Source organism: Bacillus sp. GM2 (assembly GCF_056155945.1).
In genome coordinates, this window is sequence record NZ_JBRKSZ010000007.1 from 2277594 (window position 1) to 2295973 (window position 18380).

The following is an 18380-nucleotide window of genomic DNA, read 5'->3' on the forward strand; positions in this document are numbered from 1 at the left end:
AGACACCGTGCCCTCCTTTTATCGGAAGGCGCGGTGTTTATTTTTTGCTGTTCATCATTTTCGCGATCGTGTTGAAATCCATTTTTTCTTTGCCGCTTACAATGGATTCAACAATCTTATCTTCCATTTCCTTCGGAACCCGTTTATTCGCCAATTTAGCGACGCGCTTAATCACGCTGCGGACCGTATTTTCATCCTTGAAGTTGGCATTTTGCAGCGAATTTGCGAGCTGCATGACGTCATTCATGCTGACGCCCGTTTTCTTTTCGATGTTTTTGAAAAATTGATTGTCCATACCTATGCCTCCTTTTTGGGAGTGATACGCTATCTTATGCATGTTTGAAAAGCCTTGTGCTTTTCCCGTTCAAAAAGAAGAGGGCCCGGCACACATGCCGCCGCCCTCTTCGCTTCAACTCAAAAACTAATATACAAAAGAAGCGCCGACAATAATTAGAAGAATAAACAAGACAACGATCAATACAAACGTTGAACCATAGCCGCCGCCATAGCCGCCGCTGTAGCCACCGCCGTAGCCTCCGCAACAAAAGCCCATCTAAAGCACCTCCTTTTCTCCCTACACGATATGACAGTTGATAGGATTGGCTTGGATTGATGCATAGGGCTTCTGTGGATTATTTAAAAATGCCTGGCAGACTCCCGTCCTCTCCCAGCCATTTTTCGGCATTCTCCGCAAACGCTTCGATCTGCCTGCCGAACTGTTCGGCCGAGCGGTCAAATGTCTCCAGTTCCTTCTGCTGTTCAAAGAGCACCTTGTCATGGCCGGCTTGAGTTTGATCATGTTTGCGGTATATCGATTCAACCAGCTGTTCAAATAAATTCATCGCTTCCCCTCCTTATGATGGTGTATGCACCAGAAGAAAAATTGGCAACAAAAAAACCGGATGCATTCCGGCTTTTTTTGATATTAATAGGTTCTCTTTTTGCCGCATCCGCAGCCTTTTTTCTTCACTTTTTTTGAGAAAGTGGACTGATGATTGCTGGAAGCGTTCGTTAATCGGCCTTGCTGCCTTCTTTTCACTTGTCTCATTGCATTCCTTCCTTTCTCATGCTTATACGCCATTATATGAGTCTTCTTTTCATAAGTTGCTAATGACAAATCCCCATTCAATCGAGCCATTTGGAAACGATCGTTTCCAATACTCCAGCCAGGCCGGCGATCGAAAGCAGAAGAATCAGCCATTCAGCAATGACCGGAACAAATGCGTAAAAAACAAGCAAAAACGCGGTACACCACACGCCCGTGCACCAATAGCAGCTCAGCAGCTCGCCGACCCACGCTCTCACGCCTTTTCCTTTCATGACAAGATACGTTTCGGTCTCTCCCGTTTTTTCGTTTTTTTCTTCAACCTCTTCATGAAACAGGCTTCTAAACGGCGCCATGATCGTGTCGAACACAATCAGCCTCGTCAGCCGAAATACCGCGATAGAAAATAAAAAAAATAAAAACCAGCTTTGTATCACAGGGCTCCCCCTTCCTGTTTCCAAATATATGCCGGAACCGCCTTCCCTAAAACAGCAAATTTGGGTGCTGAAATGTATGTTTTTCTCATTCCGCTATGGTACCGGTCTGCATTTAATAAAGTGTGGATAAGAAAGGAGTGAAAGTTATGTCGTTTCATGAAAAAGCCGAAGCGCTGTACGCAGAAACATTTGACGAATTACACCGGGAATATGACCAGCTCATTGAAGTAATTGATTCAGAACATGTCACGGTAAACACGGCAAACATAACAGCAGCTCTCTCTTTACAAGCCATCGTGATCTCTTTGACGATTTTATCGGCTCAGCTTGCGATCGAAGACGAGGATACAGCAGACATTGTCTCAGAACACGTTTTAGCCGTACACAGGCTGCAAAGCAGGAGAAGAGTCATCATCAAAGTCATCGGCAGCCGCAATGTCACCATTACGCTTTCCTCGCTGGAGATCCTGCTTTCCGTCCAAGTTTTAACCGAAGTGCTGATCGCGCTTATCACAGAGCTTGACATACTTTAAGCCTTCCTTTCTTTCTAATATTTTTTGAGAAATTGAGGTGAAAAACAATTGGCAGATCGCGAAAAGCTTAAAGCGGAAGTAAATCCGCTGACAAATACGCTTGTGCAAAATATCCTTAGAAAACACGGCGTTTCAAAAGACAATGTACGAACGCTGTCTGAGGAAGAAAAAGAAAACATCTTAAAAATACTCGAAGATTTAAAAGCGCAGTCCGAGGCTCTCATTCAGCGGCAGCAAGAAAAGAAGAAAGAAGCGAACAATGAATCATCATCACAATCCGAAGAACGCCCGAGACGAAGAAGAGAACGTTCAGGTAAAAATAAATTAAGAGAAAAGCTGAGACAAAGAAGGCAGCAGGAGAACACCGCCCAAACCGAAGAAAAAAATGGGGATTTGGAGTAGGGTATCTGCCATATACAAGTTCGAGCCTTCAAACATTTAATAATAGTAAATGGAAGGAGGAAAACAAATGGAAACTAGACCATATTCTTGGGTTGCGCTAGATCCAGAATGCGAGCATCCGGGAACTGAGTATTATCCGAGACATCCTAAGAAACACGTTTGTGACGATTACAACTGCAAATGCGGTAAACACGATGCATTTATCAATCAGGAGCTCGACCAGCTCAACCTGAACAAACAGCTGTCAGATGAGACGATTATCATCAAGGATTCTTGCGATATCCGAGTCTCTACAGAGGATACTCAAGTTGTCGCATCTGTTATGACTGCGGTGCAGACGGCAATTATTACAATCGTTCTGGCAATCATTGACGATGCTGAGCTTGCCGAGCTTGTATCACAAGATTTGCTGCAGGTAACAGCAAACAAGCAAACAAACCGTCAAAAATTAATTATCGACAATTCACGCGATGTCACAGTTACAACAGAAGATACCGATGTCGCCGTCTTGGTCTCTACAGCTGTCCAAACGCTTACCGTTGTTATCGCAACACTTATCGTCGGACTCCTTTAATACAAAAAAGCAGAGCCATCAAGCTCTGCTTTTCTTCATTTTTATAGACGATTACCCACACCAACAAGGGCACGGGTACATATGTTGTTAAAGACTAAAGTCAAATATCCCTATAAAAAGGAGCTGAAATCCATGAGCTGCGGAAAACATCATGGCCGGCATGAAAATTGTGTATGCGATGCAGTAGAACAAATTATAAAAGAACAGGATGCAGTTGAAGAAACATGTCCGACGAGCTGCTTCGGCAATCTGCTGAGTCCGACGGTTTCCGGTAAAGACACCATTCCGTTCCTTATATACGACAAAAAAGGCGGTTTGTTTTCAACATTTGGAAATGTCGGCGGATTTTCAGATGATATGCAGTGCTTCGAATCGATTTTCTTCCGGGCAGAAAATCTAAAAGATTGCTGTGCAACGCTTTCAATCCTGAGGCCTGTGGACATAAACGGCGACACATTAAGCGTCTGCCATCCTTGTGACCCTGACTTTTTCGGGCTTGAGAAAACGGACTTTTGCATCGAGGTTGACTTGACTTGTTTCTGCGCGATTCAATGTCTGTCACCTGAACTAGTTGATCGCGCAACAGACAAAAAACACAATCAGCACCACGGTTAAAAGGTGTCGGGCTGCATCAAGCCGGCCGTTATGATCGGCTTGATGCCAGTCTTTTCACGAAAGCTGCCGGCTTTCGGCAGCTCCTTTTACCAATAGAAAGCCAGGCCGAAAAACGAAATTTTATATCCTGAACTGGGAGGGATCATAACATGACAAAATGTTCAGCTGAAAATTGCGTGTGCGAAGCCGTTGAAAACATTCACGATCTGCAAAACGCCATTGAGGGAGAAGGCTGCCCGACAAGCTGCTTCAGCAACCTGCTTTCCCCTTCGAGGCACTTAGGCGACACCATTCCATTTATTATATACACCTCAAAGTCTAAGCCGTTCGTAGCGTTTGGAAATGTCGGAGAACTTCAGGCAGGCCCTTGCTTCAGCACTGTGTTTTTCAGAGTTGAAGACATTAAGGACTGCTGTGCTACATTAAGACTGTTGATTGCCTTTGATGAAAATCGCCGCGTTCTCGATTTCACAGAAGAAAAAGACAAAATTTGTGATGTGTTCCGCTTGGAAAAAACAAATTTCTGCGTTGAAGTGGATCTGGAATGCTTCTGTGCGATCGAATGCTTAAATCCGCAACTGATCAATCGTTCAAAATAAAAAGTCCCTGAATCGGGACTTTTTTTAATTTAAAAGCCAAGCGGGTGCAAGGAAGTAATACTCTCGATCGGCAGTTCCGCCGGATCCCCTTTGCTCGACGTTCTGACAAATACGGAACCGCCTTTCTTACCGGCGATCGTTCCTCTGTATGTCTTCCCGTCTGCTTCAATGAGACAAAGGGTTTTCGGCATATTGCCGGGAAGGCTTGCCAAAAAGTCGATTTTCTCGGCGATGGTCATCTTGCTGAGCGGCTTTTTAATCGGTTTGACTCCTTTTTCGGACCGATTCGCCTCATCGCTAAGCACCGCTTCGGCGATGTCTTTTTCGTCTGGCCGGACGGCTTCATCCTGCTGTTCCTTTCGCCGGGCTTTTTGTTCGGAAGCGTCGGGTTTTGCTTTCTTCTTTCTTTTAATCAGAATATCCTGCATGTTCGCCTCTGCCTTATCATAATCCGGCTGCACAATATACATGAGCGGCTTCTGCTCCGTATCGTTTTTTCTGCTAGACATCTTGATCCCTCCGATCTGTTCATGGTATATCTATATGCAAAAAAGGAGAAATCAGAAGAAAAGAAAAAGCAATCCTTTAGCGGATTGCTTTTTTAGCGTTATTTTATCGCGCGATGATATGGTAGCCTGAATCAACATGCAGGTTTTCGCCGGTCATGCCGCGGGAAAGGTCGCTGAACAGGAAAGCAGCCGTGTCGCCGACTTCTTCCGGAGTCGTTGTGCGGCGAAGCGGTGCGCGCTCTTCGATTTCTTTTAAAATCGAGTTGAAGTCGCTGATTCCTTTTGCGGACAATGTCCGGATCGGCCCTGCGGAAATGCTGTTGACGCGGATTCCGTCTTTTCCGAGATCGCTCGCCAGGTATTTGACGCTGGCATCAAGCGATGCTTTCGCAACACCCATGACATTGTAGTTGGATACAACGCGCTCGCCGCCAAGGTATGTCAGCGTGACGATGCTTCCGCCTTCAGTCATAATGCCGCGCGCCGCTTTAGCGACTGCTGTCAATGAGTAAGAGCTGATATTATGTGCGAGCAGAAAACCGTCGCGGGTGGTATTCAAGTATTCTCCAGCCAAGTCTTCTTTGTTCGCGAAAGCGATGCAGTGTGCAATGCCGTGGATGACCCCGACTTCTTTTTTGATGTCGGCGAAGCACGCTTCAATTTCCTGGTCATTTGTGACATCACAAGGAAGTACGATTGAATCGTTCCGCTCCAAAGAATCCGCCAGCTCCTTGACCGATTTTTCAAGCCGCTCACCCGCATACGTAAAAATCAGTCTTGCGCCTGCATTGTGAAGCGAGCGGGCGATTCCCCAAGCGATGCTTCGTTTATTTGCTACACCCATGACGACGATATTCCGGCCTTCCAGTGATAAATTCATATGTATGAAATCCTCCTAATGATTAACATTTTATTAGTACCTGATCATAATATATAGTATCACAATTAATAGCAGGCTGACAATTTCAGAATATAAAAAGCGGCAGAGACCGTTTTTGATGTCCTGCCAAGATATTGATTCGTTTTTATTGCGGGACTACAGTTCCAACCCTGCGTTGGATAACTTTTGATATGCAAAATGGTTGGTCGGTCCGTGGCCGGCTCCGAAATCAAGGCTGTGCACAACCGCTTCGTGGACGAAAGCCTCAGCGATGCGGAAAGCTCCTTGAATGCCGTTTCCTTTCGCTGTTTGCGCCGTTAGAGCGGCGGCAAATGTGCAGCCTGTTCCATGGGTATTTTTCGTCTTAATATAGGTGTTCGTTTTTTCTGTGAACACCTCTCCGTCGAAGAGGAGATCGGTTACTTTGCCGTCCTCGGGCTGATGCCCTCCCTTGATGATAATGTTGCGGACGCCCATTTCATGCAATTCACGAGCCGCTTTTTTGCGGTCTTCCATTGTTTGAATGCTTCTCCCTGTCAGCACTTCGGCTTCGGGAATGTTCGGCGTTATCGCATAAGCAAGCGGAAGCAGGCGCCGTTTTAATGTTTCAACTGCTTCCTCATTCAATAGTGAAGCGCCGCCTTTGGCGATCATGACAGGATCGACAATCACACGTTTAAGCTCGTATGTTGCAATTTTTTCGGCAATGATCTCAATCATCTCCGCGCTCCACAGCATCCCTGTTTTCACGGCGTCAGGTTTTAAATCTTCCGCCACTGCATCAATCTGGACGCCGAGCGCTTCCGGAGAAAGCGGGTAGACGCCGTGAACCCCTGTTGTATTTTGAGCAGTGACCGCTGTCAAAGCCGTCATGCCGAAGACGCCAAGCTCCTGAAATGTTTTAATGTCGGCTTGAATGCCGGCGCCGCCTCCTGAATCCGATCCGGCGATTGTTAATGCTTTATATATGCTCATGATGTTTGCACTCCCTTCGGCCTTTAGCCAATCCACCTGTGATATATCGTTTTCGCGCGATTGATATCGTTCGTTCCGTGAATCAAAGCGCGTCCGTCCCGAAAAATCACGAACTTAATATCCTCCGTACGGCAGGATAATAAATAAGGATTTCCCGTCACATCCAAACCGGCTTTTTTTAATCTGGCGGCAAGCGGCTCCAGCTCCGGCGGCTGTTCCGCGGCCGGCCTGATTTGAACCGTTTGTCTGCCGCAAAGAACGGCTGCTTTTGTTTCGTTTTCAGCTGAAAGAAACGGAAACTCACCTTTTCCGCACGTCGGACACGAGCCATGTTTAAGCGCGTCAGCCCGGACTTCAGACCGCTCATTTGTCCAAATATCAAATGAGCGAAGCATTCCTGACGGTTCATGCCCGGTCAGCAGCTTCAGGGCATCTGTTACCTGGTATGCGGCAACCTGCTGGACGACCGGACCGATCACACCTGCTGTGTCGCACGTCATGGTATTCGCGGGCAAATGCCCCAAAAGACAATGAAGGCACGGCGTTTTTCCCGGAATTACGGTATATGTGATGCCATAGCTTGCGACACACGCGCCGTACAGAAAAGGGATGCCTAATGTGACCGCCGCATCGTTCATAATCAGCCGCGTTTCAAAATTATCGGTCGCATCGACGATCAAGGACGCTTCCGCCGCAAGCTCGAGCGCTTTTTCCGCGGTAACATCCGCTACAATGCCGGTCACTTGAACAGAGCTGTTGATCAGGCGCAGCCTTTTTTCGGCAGCGGCAGCCTTTGGCATATGATCAATCACATCCTGTTCCGTATAGAGCTGCTGGCGCTGGAGATTGCTCCATTCCACATAATCCCTGTCGGCAATCGTCAGCGAACCGACTCCGGCCCTCACCAGCATTTCTGCACTGGCTGCGCCCAAAGCCCCCGCACCGATCACGAGGACGCGGGCGCGGCTTAATTTTTCCTGGCCGTCCGGTCCGATCGGGTGAAAAAGCTCCTGTCTTGAATACCTGCCGGTCAAATCGTCAACTTCCCTTCTTCAGGACTGCTGGCGATGCCGTAGTTCTTTTCCGGAATTCGTCCGGCAAGGTATCCGAGTCTGCCCGCTTCAACGGCAAGCTTCATAGCCTTCGCCATTTGGACCGGATCTTTCGCCCCGCTCACTGCCGTGTTCAAAAGTACTCCGTCAGCGCCGAGTTCCATTGCGTATGCCGCATCTTTCGGAGAACCGATTCCGGCATCCACGATTACGGGAACCTTAGCCTGTTCAATGATGAACGACAGGTTGAGCGGATTGACGATTCCCTGTCCCGAACCGATCGGAGAGGCCCCGGGCATAATGGCGTGTACGCCGAGCTCTTCAAGCTTTCTCGCAAGGACGACATCGTCCGATGTATACGGCAGCACAATGAAGCCTTCTTCAAGCAAGGCTTCTGACGCCTTCAGCGTTTCTACCGGGTCAGGCAGAAGCGAACGGTCACAGCCGATCACTTCGACTTTGATCATGTCGCAAAGACCGCTCGCTTTAGCAAGCTTGGCGATCCGGACGGCTTCCTCAGCCGTTTTTGCTCCGGCCGTATTTGGCAAAAGCGTATAACGGCTTAAATCGAGCTGCTCCAAAAAATTAGGCTGAGATTCTTCAAAAATATTCATCCGTCTGACGGCAAACGTCAGGATCTCCGATTCAGATGCGCTGACAGCCTCTTTTTGAATTTCAAATGACGGATACTTCCCTGTGCCGAGCAATAATCTTGATGAGAATTGACGATCTGCGATTTTTAACATAACGGTTTATCCCCCTCCGACAAAATGAACGATTTCGATGACATCGTGTTCTTCCAGTTTGACTGTTTGATATTGGTCTTTTCCGATAATCTGCCTGTTTCTTTCAACAACGACAACACGATTTTCCAAACTGTAGGATGCGAGCAAATCGTAAATCGTGCCGCCGTCATCTCTCCACTCTATTTTCCGGCCGTTGAGCTGAATGTTCACCTGTGCACAGCCTCCTTTCGCTCCGCTTTAAACGCCTCGGCCCACTCTGTTTTGACCGGATTGCCGAGGATCATGTCAGCTATCATCTCACCGGTTGCAGGTGCCAGGAGGATGCCGTTTCTGAAATGTCCGGCAGCAAACAACATCCGGGCATTTTCAGGGTGTCTGCCGATATATGGATTGCCATCCCCTGTTTCCGGGCGCAATCCGGCCCAGCATTGGTCGATTTTCATGGATTCAATCTCAGGGAGCATCGACTTGGCCTTTCGGATCAACTCCTCGATTCCGCCAAGTTCCGGCTGTTCATTCCAATCCCCGGGCTTCATTGTCGCGCCGACGACAAGCTTTCCGCTATGGCGCGGAACGATGTAGCAATGATCATGGTAAAGCGTCCTCGTCAAAGGGATACCGTCATTCCACACAGACAGGCACTCCCCTTTGACGGGATAAAAGCTTTTGTCTATGCCAATCTGTTTAAAGAAAGCACCGCTCCACACACCGCTTGCAATGACAACGTGCTCCGCCTCCGCGGTGCCTGAAGCAGCAGTGACGCGGACGGCCCCCGCTTCAGATTCGATCGATAAAACGGGCGTATACTCGAAGACATCGGCACCGAGCATCCGGGCCCCCCTGGCAAATGCCCTGCACACTGCAGCCGGTTCGACATGGATGTCGTCCCGAATGAAATTGGCGCCGAGAATCCCTTTTCCGGCATGCGGTTCCAGCTCATATACTTCAGCGGCTTCAAGCCATTCCACAGAATCCAGTGCAGCCATTTGCATCAGGTGTTCGCGGTCGCTTTCTGAAAATGCCAGCTTTAATATCCCTCCGTCATGCTTTCTGATATCAATGCCGCTTATGTCTCTCAATTCGCCCGTCAGCCGCTGATAGGCTTTTTGGCTGGCTCTGGCAAATTCGAAAAAGGTACCGGGTTTATCGCATTCAGCATGGGCGCCGAGCATGCCCGCCGCCGCGCTCGTCGCTTTTTTGCCGACTTCTCCGCTTTCAAACACGGCCGTTTTTTTCCCCGCTTTCACAAGATGGTAAGCGATGGATGTCCCGATGATGCCTCCGCCGATCACGATCGTATCATAGCGCTTTCTCATATGAATCTCCCTTCGCGAGACAGGCAAGCCGCGCGGCCGCCTCATCCGGTCTGTCATGGGAAAAGATCCCCGACATCACGGCGATGCCGTCTGCCATTTTGACTTCCGCCAGTCGTTGTTCGGTAATACCTCCGATCGCAATGACCGGAATGCTTACAGCCCTCTTCACTTCAGCCAGGCTGAGAGCCCCTCTTCCTTTGCGGCCCTTTTTACAGTCCGTTTCAAAAATGTGGCCGAACAGCACGTAATCTGCACCTTCAGTTTCAGCCTGAACCGCTTCTTCTGGCGAATGTACGGACTTTCCGATTTTCAAATGCGGAAAACGGCTCCTCACACTTTTGACGGAAAAGCCGTGTGAAGGCAGCTGCACCCGGTGAATGTGATGAAACAAAGCGATATCCACTCTGTCGTTGATGATAAGTTTCCGCTTATCAACCCCTTCTTCGGCCAGGCGGTCGATTAAACTTGATATTTCGCTTACTTTTTTTGACCTTTCCCTAATGTGGATAAAGTCAACGGCATTTTGAATCGAGATGATTTTTGCAGCTAGCTCTTCCACAGAGTGCTTGTCATCGGTGATCGCGTGCAGATGCAAGCTGATCCACCCCGCTTTTTGCCCAGCTTTCTTTTTGGTAGGCCATATCCCAGAAGCTGTATTCGTAGAAGCTGGAGATGACGAAGTTCTCCTTCATCTTCGCGCGCGTTTTCTCATCGGCGTTTTCAGCCAGCTCATCGAAGCGGTTGATCTGTTCCATCACATGTTCTCTAAACCAGTCGCCTCCGTATGTCGCGATCCATTCTTGATAAATCGCGCTGTCAGGCCTGCACGTTTTTAACGTTTCACCGACGTCATAATAAAGCCAATAGCAAGGAAGCAAAGCGGCCAGTATTTCCGCAAAGCTGCCGCTGACGACAGAACGGTACATATGCGATGTGTACGCATACGCTGTCGGCGACGGTTGAAACGACTCCAGTTCTTCCTTTGTGATTCCCAATAGATCGGTGAATTTCCTATGGAGCGACATCTCGGCTTCATATGTGCCTTTCGCGTGTTCAGCCATCCGGCTTGTCGTATATAAATCGTGAGCATATGCCGCACCAAAGGATTGGACTTTGGCAAAGTGGGTCAAATAGTAGGAATCCTGCATGACATAGTATTTAAATCGATCAACCGGAAGTGTGCCGTCTCCAATCCCTTGAATAAACGGATGGACAAAACTGCCTTCCCACCATTTTGCAGCGCTGTTTCGGCATTCTTCTGAAAACTTCATTTCGAGGCTCCTCCTTCGATTCTGAACATAAAAAAACCACTTTCCCGCAAGGAAAGTGGTTTGGAATTTGCATATATACATACTCAAATACCGTGCCACTTCCCTACGCAGGTTTGAACCTGTTCAGGTTATGAGGGTCTAAAAGTCACACTTTTATCTCAGCCCTTATCAAGGACTCCCCTAGTGGAAAACATTTCTTGTTCATTCAGTTTATACTTTTATCTTATCACGAATTGCAAAATGGTCAAGCATCAGTCTCCAAGCGTTTTTCTCAATTCCGCAATATATTCGCGCGAACCGGTGGCGATCAGCCTGTCACCCAATTGCAGCCTTGTATCCCCGTGGGGCACGATGCTGTCAACCCCGCGGAAAATCCGGACGAAGATGACATCTCCCGTAAACGGAAACTCCCTTAACAGGACACCGTCAAATCGCTCATTGCTCATATTGATCTGATACAGCGACGCATCCTGGTTCGTCAGGAGTTTCATAACGCCAGGCGCCTCGATAAGCGCGCGCAGCAGCGTTTTTGTTGAAAGCAGAATGGAGAATGTATCAATTCCGTTATCTTTCAGTCTGGATTCGGCGTCTGGAGAATCTGCGCTGGCGATAATTCTCGCGACTTTCTGCTCCTTCGCAAAAAGCGCGATCCCTGTATTGCGCTCTTCACTGCCTGTGGCGACGACGAGTATATCCGTTTGGAAAACACCGAATGATTGAAGCGTCTCGTATTCATAATCAGGCAAAACTTCAACATCAAACACCGGGTCCGCCAGCTTTTCTTCCTTTTTTTCCTGCCGGACATGCAGGATTCTGACGTGATAATCTTCCGGAGAAAGTTCGAGCGTGACCGGCAGCGTCATTTGATTTGCGCCGATAAAGGTGATCATCTTTTTCTCTTTTTCGTTTTCCGTTTTCGGCATTAATTTTTTAAAGCCGGTCGGTGTGATGATGCATGTAATGACAGCCACCAGAATCAGCGCGCCGGACATCTGCGCGTCAATGACGCCGATGCGCTCGCCGATCGTTGTCGCCGCGATCACCAAAGAAAGCGTGGAAGTCAGGAGAAAACCGGAAGCCAGCACGGTTTTCATGTCATACCACTTTTTCAAAAACAGCACCGGAATGACTTTGCTGATTAATAGAGCCACAAACAGAAGCGGGATCATCACTAAAATTTTCGGATTGCCAAACAGCGACCAAATGTCCAATTTGACGCCTGTCATCACAAAGAAGATCGGGATGAGGAATCCGTAGCCGAATGAATCGAGCTGCTGAACGAGCTCCTTGTTCGGTGAAAGCAGCGATACAAGCACCCCGGCTAAAAACGCGCCGAGTATGTTTTCTGCACCGAGCGACTCGGACAGCGCCACAAGTACGATGATCAGCGTAAATATCGCCCTTGTACCGATCTGGATCGTGCCTTTTGACAGCACTTCGACAAAAGGCCGCTTTTTAAATACCCTTCCGAACAGGTATAAAACGACGCCGGCGGCAAATAAGATCATCAGCAGCCACATATTGCTGTTTTCGTCGCCGTAGATTGAGGCGAACACTGCAAGCAGAATCATCGTGACAAGATCGGCAATAACGGCGACAAGCAAAATAATCTGGCCGATATTCGTCTTCATGAGACGCTCTTCCTTCAGCGTCGGAACGACAACCCCGAGCGAAATTGTCGAAATGATCAGCGTCATTAAAAAGGCGTTGTCAATAAATCCTGCCATGACAAAGCTGTAAGAAAGGCCGAGCGATAAAATAAAGACGGCAATAAAGATGACCGAAGCCGTTTTAAATGTATTCGGCGCTGCCTTTCCGCTCGGAAGCAGCTGCTTTTTCTTTCCTTTTTCAAATGCGGAAAAATCGATTTCAAGCCCGCTTAAAAACATTAAAAAGATAAATCCGAGCATCGATAAAGTTTCGAGCCATGTATCATGCTGGGCGACCAGATCGAACCCGCTTTTTCCGATAATAAGACCCATGATAATTTCAGCGACAACCACCGGTATGCTTAACCTGAAACGGTGCAGCAGGATGGGCGTTAAAAATGCGATAATCAGTACGACAACTAGAGATGAGACAGATGTGTGCTCCATAAACTGGTACCTCCTCTAAAACCGGTTTCCGGGTATGATTAGCGTTCCCTTTTTGAAAAATAAAAGGAACATCTTTTTAGACATTTTCACGTGGGAAAAGAACCGTCTGAACTCTTTTCTCACAGGTGTAAAAATCGATTTTAACAATGCTCGCTCAGAAAAAAAAGTAATATGCCTGATTTTCTCCGGCGTAGGTCGCTGAAGCTTTATTTATATATGGGATTGGGCAATGTATATACATACGCAGACAGGAGGCAGAAAACGCATGAAATACGATGTAATCGGTGATATTCACGGGTGCTATGACGAAATGATTGCGCTGATTGAAAAGCTCGGTTACTCGCTGTCATCGGGGTTTCCCGTTCATCCGGAAAACAGAACACTTGTCTTTCTCGGGGATTTAACAGACAGAGGGCCAAAATCGCTGGAGGTTGTTGAATTTGTAGGACGGGCCGTTGAAGAAGGAGCTGTGCGATATGTGCCCGGCAATCACTGCAATAAGCTGTACCGTTTTTTCAAAGGAAATCCGGTGAAGCTGCAGCACGGGCTGGAGACGACGGCGGCCGAATACAGAAACCTTCCGAAACATAAACAGAAGGATATCAGAGACCTTTTCATGCGCCTTTATGAAAAAGCCCCGCTTTATGAGATCCTGCATAACGGCGAACTTGTCGTCGCACATGCCGGCATCAAAGCGGAAGACATCGGCAAAAAGCCTGTCGGAAAAGTAAAACAGTTTGTGCTATACGGAGATATTACAGGAGAAACGCTGCCTGACGGACGGCCGGTCAGGCGGGACTGGGCCGCCCATTACAAAGGCGATCCGTGGGTGGTGTACGGCCACACTCCTGTCAAACGTCCGCGGATGATTCATCATACGATCAATATCGATACCGGTTGTGTATTCGGCAACAGGCTGACCGCTTTCAGATTCCCCGAACTGACAACCGAATCTGTCCGCTCTTCATTGCCTTATGATGAGTCAAGATTCCGTATGGAGCCATAAAAAAAGAGAGCTTAATTCAGCTCTCTATCAACTTGCTCATATCATGCGGGACCGGCGCTTGAAACGTCAGCTCTTCCATTGTAAACGGATGAAAAAACGTCAGCCTCTCACTGTGGAGCGCCTGCCGATTGATGAAGCCGCGGGTCGTCCCTCCGTACAGCGTATCACCGCACAAAGGATATCCGATATGACTCATGTGAACTCGGATCTGATGGGTTCTCCCGGTTTCCAGACGGATGGAGACATCCGTCATGCCGCTGAAGCGCCTGTTCACCCAAAAATGCGTCACCGCTTTTTGCCCGTCGGGGATCACCGCACGCTCGATGATGCTCGATGATTTTCTGCCGATCGGCGCATCGATCGTTCCCTGCTCTTCTTCGATCAAACCGTGGACGACCGCCCGATATTGCCGTTTGACGGCTCCCTTTTTTTGCAGTCCCGATAAAAGCGAGTGGGCAAAGCGGTGCTTGGCTACAAGCATGACACCCGATGTGTCGCGGTCAAGCCTGCTCACCAGGTGAACGGTCGCATGTACGCCCGTCCGCTGGTAATAATAAATCAGACCGTTCGCCAAGCTGCCTGATGGATGCTCGCGCGAGGGAATCGACGACAGGCATGGCTGTTTATTTAATACGAGGACATGGTCATCTTCGAACAAAATATCAAGCGGGATTTCTTCCGGGCGCAAAGATTCGCTCATTTTTTCTGGAGGGAACTGAATGACGAGCTCGTCCCCTTTTTGAAGAACGTATCTGACCGTTACATGCCCGCCGTTTACCAAAAGATCCCCGCCGCCGAATTTGATGTCCGTCAGCATCCTTTTTGAAATGCCCAGCCGCTGGACGTATTCTTTCAAAAGAACCCCGCTGTCCTCTTCTGTTATGATCTGTTTCATCAAAAAATCGCTCACAGCAAACCTTCCTATTCTCCTTTTCCGATAAAGGAATCCTGGACCCTTTTCCAAAACGGAAACGGCCGAAAGCGGGCAAACCTGATATTTTCGTTTGCGACGCGGCATTGAATTGACTTGACGTCTTTATGCAGCAATGTCAAATGGTCAATCGCGACTTGAAACGTCACATCATTAATCGGTTTAATTAAACAAGTGTGATGCTCAGGCAGAATGAGCGGCGATCCGACCGTCCGAAACACCCGGTTGTTGATCGACGCCATTTCAGCCAGCTGGACCGCTCTGATGGACGGATGAATAATCGCACCGCCGAGCGCCTTGTTATATGCCGTGCTTCCCGATGGGGTCGATAAGCAAAGGCCGTCGCCGCGGAACGTTTCGAAAAGTTCCCCTTTAATTTCGACATCTGTCACAAGCGTCCCTTCGATGCTCTTGATCGTACATTCGTTCAGCGCCAAATATCTCGCTTCATCGCTGCCGTCATTATAGCGGACGATGACTTCCAAAACCGGATATTCAACAATTTGATACGGCGTTTTCGCAATTGCGATCACGAGTTTTTCAATCTCGTTCGGCACCCAGTCGGCATAAAAGCCGAGATGTCCTGTATGAACCCCGACAAAAGCGGTTTTGTCGAGGCGGCCGCTGTATTTGTGAAATGCGTATAAGAGCGTTCCGTCACCGCCGACGGAAATGACGATATCCGGCTCTTCTTCATCGCATTCAAGACCGAAGTCGAGCAGATATGTTTGAATTTTGCTTTTTAACGAATCGGAAACATCATTTCCTTTGGACGATACCGCAAACTTCATCATTCCATCTCCTTTCCCCTAACCGTCATCCTCATCCTTTTTCTTGCGTGAAAATGCCACCTGAGCCTCCTGAATCTCGCCCCTGATCTCGGACATTTCCATATCGAGCCTTGATGCTGCTTCAGAAGCTCTTTGCAGCCTTAATTTTACTTTTTCCGGAATGTTGCCGCTGTATTTATAATTTAAAGAATGCTCGATTGTCGCCCAAAAATTCATCGCAAGCGTCCGGATTTGAATTTCAACCAAAATCTGTTTTTCCCCATTGATTGTCTGCAAAGGATACAGCACGACGAGGTGGTAGGAGCGGTAGCCGCTCTCTTTATGTTCCGCGATATAGTCGCGCTTATCCACCACCGTGAAGTCCTTTCTCGCCAGAAGCATATCGACGACAATGCGAATATCCTCAAAAAATTGGCACATGATTCTGAGCCCGGCAATATCTTGCATGCTTTCAATATTGTGCAGAGGAATGTTTTTCCGCTTGGCCTTCTCAAGAATACTCGGAACAGGCTTCACCCGCCCTGTCACGAATTCAATCGGCGAATGTTCCTCTTCGTATTCGTAAAGGGTCCGGACCCCTTTCAGCTTCACTTTCAGCTCTTCAACAGCCTGCCGGTACGGCGCTAAAAAATGCTCCCATTGTTTTTCGTCCATAAACTTTCCCCCAATTTCATCGCCTTTTTTTCTAGAGGAATATCCGTTTCACTCTCTCTTCCATTTCTTCGCCATAATTTGCATTATCTTTAATATTCTCTATTAAATATCCGAGCTCATCATGGAACCCGTTAAGCTCCAGCTCCGTGTTTCCGATATGTAAAAACACAGGAAGATTGGCGTCGAGGGCCGCTTTAAGATCGGACCAGATGCCTTCGTTTAAAATGACGTATTCAAAGGAATCGTCCTGTTCAAGTATGTATACAAATGCAAAATGATCGGAGTCTGTCAGCATGCGTCCGGCCGGTTTCCGCTCCGCTCCGTCATTGATTTCGCTGGTCAGCACCAGCCGGTCGTTTCGCAGATTGGCTTCTGTAATCTCAATTCTGTTCTGCATAATGCTCTCCTTTACAATAAAAGTACAGATTCATTTTATCATATCAGCTTCAATATTGATAAACGTTCCTTCTCAAGAGATAATAAGGAAAATGCAATTTTACCAGCTGAGAGGATGAAAAAATTAAAGAATGAGCCAGGAACTTGAAATCGAATTTAAAAATATGCTGACAAAAAAAGAATTTGAGAAAATCAAATCATATTATCAATTTACTTCCGAGCAATTTGTTATACAAAAAAACCATTATTACGATACACCTTCCTTTTCTTTAAAGGAAAAAGGAGCGGCCTTAAGAATTCGCGAAAAACAGCAGCGATATGTACTGACATTAAAAGAGCCGGCACCTGTAGGTCTGATGGAAACCCACCAGGAGCTGACCGGGAAGCCCGAATTTGAAACGTTCACGATTCCGCATGGGCCGGTATACGATCGCCTGAAGCGCCTCGGCATTAAACCGGACGAGCTCATCCTTTTCGGAACGCTTGCGACAAGCCGTGCAGAAAAAAAATTGCCGCAGGGCTTAATTGTTTTGGATCACAGCCGATACTTAATGGTAGAAGACTTTGAAGTTGAATTCGAAGTGACAGACTATGAACGCGGAAAACGGGATTTCTCTGAACTGCTGAAATCGTTCGGCATCCCTGAGCGTGAAACCAAAAATAAAATCGTCCGATTTTATGAGCAAAAACTTAAAGATCAATAAGGTGGGAAAACAATGAACATCAACCATTTGGCCGCCCTCTTGGAACTTCAGGCGATACGGTCGTTTTATCCGGCTTCAGACGGCGGTTCTGAAGATGCTGGTTTTGATTTCAGCTCAATTTTAAACCAATATTTAAGCAATGTCGGCGGCTTGGAGTCTTCACAGCCCGCGGTTGTTCCGGCCGTATCGACAGCATCTCAGCTTCAGGCGCCGCTGACAGCCGAAAAGCCTGCGGCGATTGCGGCCGTCCCATCTGCCGCAGCGAAACCCGTCTCTTTCGGCGGCCAAAATCAGAACATTGACCAGATCATCAAAAACGCCGCAGACAAATACGGAGTCGATGAGAAGCTGATTCACGCCGTCGTCAAGCAGGAATCGCGCTACCAGGAAAAAGCGGTCAGCCCGGCCGGCGCCATGGGCCTGATGCAGCTCATGCCGTCAACGGTGAAAGCGCTCGGCGTGAATAACGCTTTTGACCCCGTGCAAAATATAGAAGGCGGAACAAAATACTTAAAGCAGATGCTCGATAAATACAGCGGAAATGTGAACCTCGCATTAGCGGCCTACAATGCCGGACCTGGAAATGTCCAAAAGTACGGAGGCATTCCCCCTTTTAAAGAAACGCAAAATTATGTAAAAAGAATCACCTCAAATTACTATGCTTAAGCCGGAAAGGACGCTTTCCGGCTTTTTTTGTCCGCATTTACTTCCTCTTTGATCCTCCCGGTATTAAAAATACACATTTAAGAAGCGAATATGATATGATATTTGAAACAAAAACAGCGATTTTCGCCCGCAGGCAGAAGTCGGTTTGTTTGTAGAAATGGAACGAGGTTGCTAAAATAAGT

The 18380-nt window shown here is 47.8% G+C and carries 27 protein-coding genes and 1 riboswitch; of the genes, 8 read left to right on the top strand and 19 right to left on the bottom strand.

The features are described from left to right. Positions 1–37 precede the first annotated feature (37 nt). From spoVIF to ACVC9U_RS12630, 5 genes are all read right to left on the bottom strand, one after another. Positions 38–295 (bottom strand): sporulation-specific transcription regulator SpoVIF, encoded by a 258-nt coding sequence (gene spoVIF / locus ACVC9U_RS12610; RefSeq protein WP_009328805.1) that lies wholly within the window; start codon positions 293–295, stop codon positions 38–40. 126 nt (positions 296–421) lie between these two features. Further along, positions 422–553, bottom strand: coding sequence for a YjcZ family sporulation protein (locus tag ACVC9U_RS12615; protein WP_441391089.1), 132 nt, complete (start codon positions 551–553; stop codon positions 422–424). Between the two features lie 79 nt (positions 554–632). Then, a complete protein-coding gene (locus ACVC9U_RS12620; RefSeq protein ID WP_009328806.1) occupies positions 633–842 on the bottom strand; it encodes a hypothetical protein in 210 nt (69 codons plus the stop codon). A gap of 83 nt (positions 843–925) precedes the next feature. Then, the gene (locus ACVC9U_RS12625) at positions 926–1048 is read right to left on the bottom strand and encodes a hypothetical protein (protein WP_441391091.1); all 123 of its coding nucleotides are present in this window, start codon (positions 1046–1048) and stop codon (positions 926–928) included. Between the two features lie 77 nt (positions 1049–1125). Then, positions 1126–1482, bottom strand: a complete 357-nt coding sequence (locus ACVC9U_RS12630; protein WP_011197779.1) for a DUF1360 domain-containing protein — start codon at positions 1480–1482, stop codon at positions 1126–1128. A 146-nt stretch (positions 1483–1628) separates the two neighbouring features. Here ACVC9U_RS12630 and ACVC9U_RS12635 point away from each other — a divergent pair, with 146 nt between their 5' ends. The 5 genes from ACVC9U_RS12635 (at position 1629) to ACVC9U_RS12655 (ending at position 4205) form a co-directional block, all read left to right on the top strand. Further along, positions 1629–2015, top strand: coding sequence for a spore coat protein (locus ACVC9U_RS12635; RefSeq protein ID WP_441391093.1), 387 nt, complete (start codon positions 1629–1631; stop codon positions 2013–2015). A gap of 48 nt (positions 2016–2063) precedes the next feature. Continuing rightward, positions 2064–2417: a hypothetical protein gene (locus ACVC9U_RS12640; protein ID WP_003180698.1), complete on the top strand. Its 354-nt coding sequence runs from the start codon at positions 2064–2066 to the stop codon at positions 2415–2417. A 67-nt stretch (positions 2418–2484) separates the two neighbouring features. Further along, positions 2485–2991, top strand: coding sequence for a spore coat protein (locus tag ACVC9U_RS12645; protein WP_075753380.1), 507 nt, complete (start codon positions 2485–2487; stop codon positions 2989–2991). 132 nt (positions 2992–3123) lie between these two features. Continuing rightward, positions 3124–3606 (top strand): CotY/CotZ family spore coat protein, encoded by a 483-nt coding sequence (locus tag ACVC9U_RS12650; RefSeq protein ID WP_026579896.1) that lies wholly within the window; start codon positions 3124–3126, stop codon positions 3604–3606. A gap of 149 nt (positions 3607–3755) precedes the next feature. Beyond that, positions 3756–4205: a CotY/CotZ family spore coat protein gene (locus tag ACVC9U_RS12655; protein ID WP_441391096.1), complete on the top strand. Its 450-nt coding sequence runs from the start codon at positions 3756–3758 to the stop codon at positions 4203–4205. 29 nt (positions 4206–4234) lie between these two features. Here the strand turns inward: ACVC9U_RS12655 and ACVC9U_RS12660 are convergent, their stop codons facing one another. The 10 genes from ACVC9U_RS12660 to ACVC9U_RS12705 form a co-directional block, all read right to left on the bottom strand. Continuing rightward, on the bottom strand, positions 4235–4714 hold the full coding sequence (locus tag ACVC9U_RS12660; protein ID WP_075753384.1) for a CotO family spore coat protein: 480 nt from the start codon (positions 4712–4714) through the stop codon (positions 4235–4237). Between the two features lie 103 nt (positions 4715–4817). Next, the gene (gene fabI, locus ACVC9U_RS12665) at positions 4818–5594 is read right to left on the bottom strand and encodes an enoyl-ACP reductase FabI (RefSeq protein WP_003180687.1); all 777 of its coding nucleotides are present in this window, start codon (positions 5592–5594) and stop codon (positions 4818–4820) included. A 156-nt stretch (positions 5595–5750) separates the two neighbouring features. Then, entirely contained in the window at positions 5751–6569 is an 819-nt protein-coding gene (gene thiD / locus ACVC9U_RS12670; RefSeq protein WP_075753386.1) for a bifunctional hydroxymethylpyrimidine kinase/phosphomethylpyrimidine kinase, read from the bottom strand. A 23-nt stretch (positions 6570–6592) separates the two neighbouring features. Then, on the bottom strand, positions 6593–7603 hold the full coding sequence (locus ACVC9U_RS12675; protein ID WP_145653376.1) for a thiazole biosynthesis adenylyltransferase ThiF: 1011 nt from the start codon (positions 7601–7603) through the stop codon (positions 6593–6595). Then, complete coding sequence (locus tag ACVC9U_RS12680; RefSeq protein WP_020450957.1) at positions 7600–8367, bottom strand: thiazole synthase; 768 nt, start codon at positions 8365–8367, stop codon at positions 7600–7602. Before ACVC9U_RS12680 ends, ACVC9U_RS12675 begins: the two co-directional genes overlap by 4 nt. 6 nt (positions 8368–8373) lie before the next feature. After that, on the bottom strand, positions 8374–8577 hold the full coding sequence (gene thiS, locus ACVC9U_RS12685) for a sulfur carrier protein ThiS (RefSeq protein ID WP_020450956.1): 204 nt from the start codon (positions 8575–8577) through the stop codon (positions 8374–8376). Next, positions 8574–9683, bottom strand: a complete 1110-nt coding sequence (gene thiO / locus ACVC9U_RS12690) for a glycine oxidase ThiO (protein ID WP_441391100.1) — start codon at positions 9681–9683, stop codon at positions 8574–8576. Before thiO ends, thiS begins: the two co-directional genes overlap by 4 nt. Further along, positions 9667–10278, bottom strand: coding sequence for a thiazole tautomerase TenI (gene tenI / locus ACVC9U_RS12695; RefSeq protein WP_075753392.1), 612 nt, complete (start codon positions 10276–10278; stop codon positions 9667–9669). The genes thiO and tenI overlap by 17 nt, the downstream gene beginning before the upstream one ends. Continuing rightward, on the bottom strand, positions 10253–10954 hold the full coding sequence (gene tenA, locus ACVC9U_RS12700) for a thiaminase II (protein ID WP_075753394.1): 702 nt from the start codon (positions 10952–10954) through the stop codon (positions 10253–10255). The genes tenI and tenA overlap by 26 nt, the downstream gene beginning before the upstream one ends. An 83-nt stretch (positions 10955–11037) precedes the next feature. Beyond that, positions 11038–11146, bottom strand: a riboswitch (TPP riboswitch). A gap of 59 nt (positions 11147–11205) precedes the next feature. Next, a complete protein-coding gene (locus ACVC9U_RS12705) occupies positions 11206–13050 on the bottom strand; it encodes a monovalent cation:proton antiporter family protein (protein WP_075753396.1) in 1845 nt (614 codons plus the stop codon). Between the two features lie 265 nt (positions 13051–13315). On the opposite strand from ACVC9U_RS12705, the gene prpE reads away from it, so the two are divergent. Then, positions 13316–14056, top strand: a complete 741-nt coding sequence (gene prpE, locus ACVC9U_RS12710) for a bis(5'-nucleosyl)-tetraphosphatase PrpE (protein WP_441391103.1) — start codon at positions 13316–13318, stop codon at positions 14054–14056. A gap of 16 nt (positions 14057–14072) precedes the next feature. Here the strand turns inward: prpE and ACVC9U_RS12715 are convergent, their stop codons facing one another. The 4 genes from ACVC9U_RS12715 to ACVC9U_RS12730 are packed head-to-tail and all read right to left on the bottom strand — an operon-like array spanning position 14073 to position 16829. Continuing rightward, the gene (locus tag ACVC9U_RS12715) at positions 14073–14951 is read right to left on the bottom strand and encodes an RluA family pseudouridine synthase (RefSeq protein ID WP_276578940.1); all 879 of its coding nucleotides are present in this window, start codon (positions 14949–14951) and stop codon (positions 14073–14075) included. Positions 14952–14977: 26 nt separating this feature from the next. Beyond that, positions 14978–15778: an NAD kinase gene (locus tag ACVC9U_RS12720; protein WP_145653442.1), complete on the bottom strand. Its 801-nt coding sequence runs from the start codon at positions 15776–15778 to the stop codon at positions 14978–14980. 18 nt (positions 15779–15796) lie between these two features. Then, positions 15797–16432 carry a GTP diphosphokinase gene (gene yjbM / locus ACVC9U_RS12725; protein ID WP_165426684.1) on the bottom strand — a complete coding sequence of 212 codons (636 nt, stop codon included), beginning with the start codon at positions 16430–16432 and terminating at the stop codon, positions 15797–15799. A gap of 31 nt (positions 16433–16463) precedes the next feature. Further along, on the bottom strand, positions 16464–16829 hold the full coding sequence (locus tag ACVC9U_RS12730; protein ID WP_003180659.1) for a UPF0738 family protein: 366 nt from the start codon (positions 16827–16829) through the stop codon (positions 16464–16466). Between the two features lie 130 nt (positions 16830–16959). Between ACVC9U_RS12730 and ACVC9U_RS12735 the strand changes: the two genes are divergently transcribed. Together ACVC9U_RS12735 and ACVC9U_RS12740 are read left to right on the top strand one after the other, a co-directional pair. Further along, on the top strand, positions 16960–17532 hold the full coding sequence (locus tag ACVC9U_RS12735) for a CYTH domain-containing protein (protein WP_252606678.1): 573 nt from the start codon (positions 16960–16962) through the stop codon (positions 17530–17532). A 12-nt stretch (positions 17533–17544) separates the two neighbouring features. Further along, positions 17545–18198, top strand: a complete 654-nt coding sequence (locus ACVC9U_RS12740) for a lytic transglycosylase domain-containing protein (RefSeq protein WP_441391106.1) — start codon at positions 17545–17547, stop codon at positions 18196–18198. Positions 18199–18380: the final 182 nt, after the last annotated feature.

Bases quoted from the DNA above. Each gene is read 5' to 3' on its own strand.
- prpE (WP_441391103.1), top strand. From the start codon at position 13,316: ATGAAATACGATGTAATCGGTGATATTCACGGGTGCTATGACGAAATG.
- fabI (WP_003180687.1), bottom strand. From the start codon at position 5,594: ATGAATTTATCACTGGAAGGCCGGAATATCGTCGTCATGGGTGTAGCA.
- ACVC9U_RS12625 (WP_441391091.1), bottom strand. From the start codon at position 1,048: ATGAGACAAGTGAAAAGAAGGCAGCAAGGCCGATTAACGAACGCTTCC.
- ACVC9U_RS12715 (WP_276578940.1), bottom strand. From the start codon at position 14,951: ATGAAACAGATCATAACAGAAGAGGACAGCGGGGTTCTTTTGAAAGAA.
- ACVC9U_RS12735 (WP_252606678.1), top strand. From the start codon at position 16,960: ATGAGCCAGGAACTTGAAATCGAATTTAAAAATATGCTGACAAAAAAA.
- spoVIF (WP_009328805.1), bottom strand. From the start codon at position 295: ATGGACAATCAATTTTTCAAAAACATCGAAAAGAAAACGGGCGTCAGC.
- ACVC9U_RS12660 (WP_075753384.1), bottom strand. From the start codon at position 4,714: ATGTCTAGCAGAAAAAACGATACGGAGCAGAAGCCGCTCATGTATATT.
- ACVC9U_RS12650 (WP_026579896.1), top strand. From the start codon at position 3,124: ATGAGCTGCGGAAAACATCATGGCCGGCATGAAAATTGTGTATGCGAT.
- ACVC9U_RS12680 (WP_020450957.1), bottom strand. From the start codon at position 8,367: ATGTTAAAAATCGCAGATCGTCAATTCTCATCAAGATTATTGCTCGGC.
- ACVC9U_RS12620 (WP_009328806.1), bottom strand. From the start codon at position 842: ATGAATTTATTTGAACAGCTGGTTGAATCGATATACCGCAAACATGAT.
- ACVC9U_RS12740 (WP_441391106.1), top strand. From the start codon at position 17,545: ATGAACATCAACCATTTGGCCGCCCTCTTGGAACTTCAGGCGATACGG.
- thiD (WP_075753386.1), bottom strand. From the start codon at position 6,569: ATGAGCATATATAAAGCATTAACAATCGCCGGATCGGATTCAGGAGGC.
- ACVC9U_RS12615 (WP_441391089.1), bottom strand. From the start codon at position 553: ATGGGCTTTTGTTGCGGAGGCTACGGCGGTGGCTACAGCGGCGGCTAT.
- thiO (WP_441391100.1), bottom strand. From the start codon at position 9,683: ATGAGAAAGCGCTATGATACGATCGTGATCGGCGGAGGCATCATCGGG.
- ACVC9U_RS12720 (WP_145653442.1), bottom strand. From the start codon at position 15,778: ATGAAGTTTGCGGTATCGTCCAAAGGAAATGATGTTTCCGATTCGTTA.
- tenA (WP_075753394.1), bottom strand. From the start codon at position 10,954: ATGAAGTTTTCAGAAGAATGCCGAAACAGCGCTGCAAAATGGTGGGAA.
- ACVC9U_RS12635 (WP_441391093.1), top strand. From the start codon at position 1,629: ATGTCGTTTCATGAAAAAGCCGAAGCGCTGTACGCAGAAACATTTGAC.
- ACVC9U_RS12645 (WP_075753380.1), top strand. From the start codon at position 2,485: ATGGAAACTAGACCATATTCTTGGGTTGCGCTAGATCCAGAATGCGAG.
- ACVC9U_RS12730 (WP_003180659.1), bottom strand. From the start codon at position 16,829: ATGCAGAACAGAATTGAGATTACAGAAGCCAATCTGCGAAACGACCGG.
- ACVC9U_RS12705 (WP_075753396.1), bottom strand. From the start codon at position 13,050: ATGGAGCACACATCTGTCTCATCTCTAGTTGTCGTACTGATTATCGCA.
- ACVC9U_RS12655 (WP_441391096.1), top strand. From the start codon at position 3,756: ATGACAAAATGTTCAGCTGAAAATTGCGTGTGCGAAGCCGTTGAAAAC.
- yjbM (WP_165426684.1), bottom strand. From the start codon at position 16,432: ATGGACGAAAAACAATGGGAGCATTTTTTAGCGCCGTACCGGCAGGCT.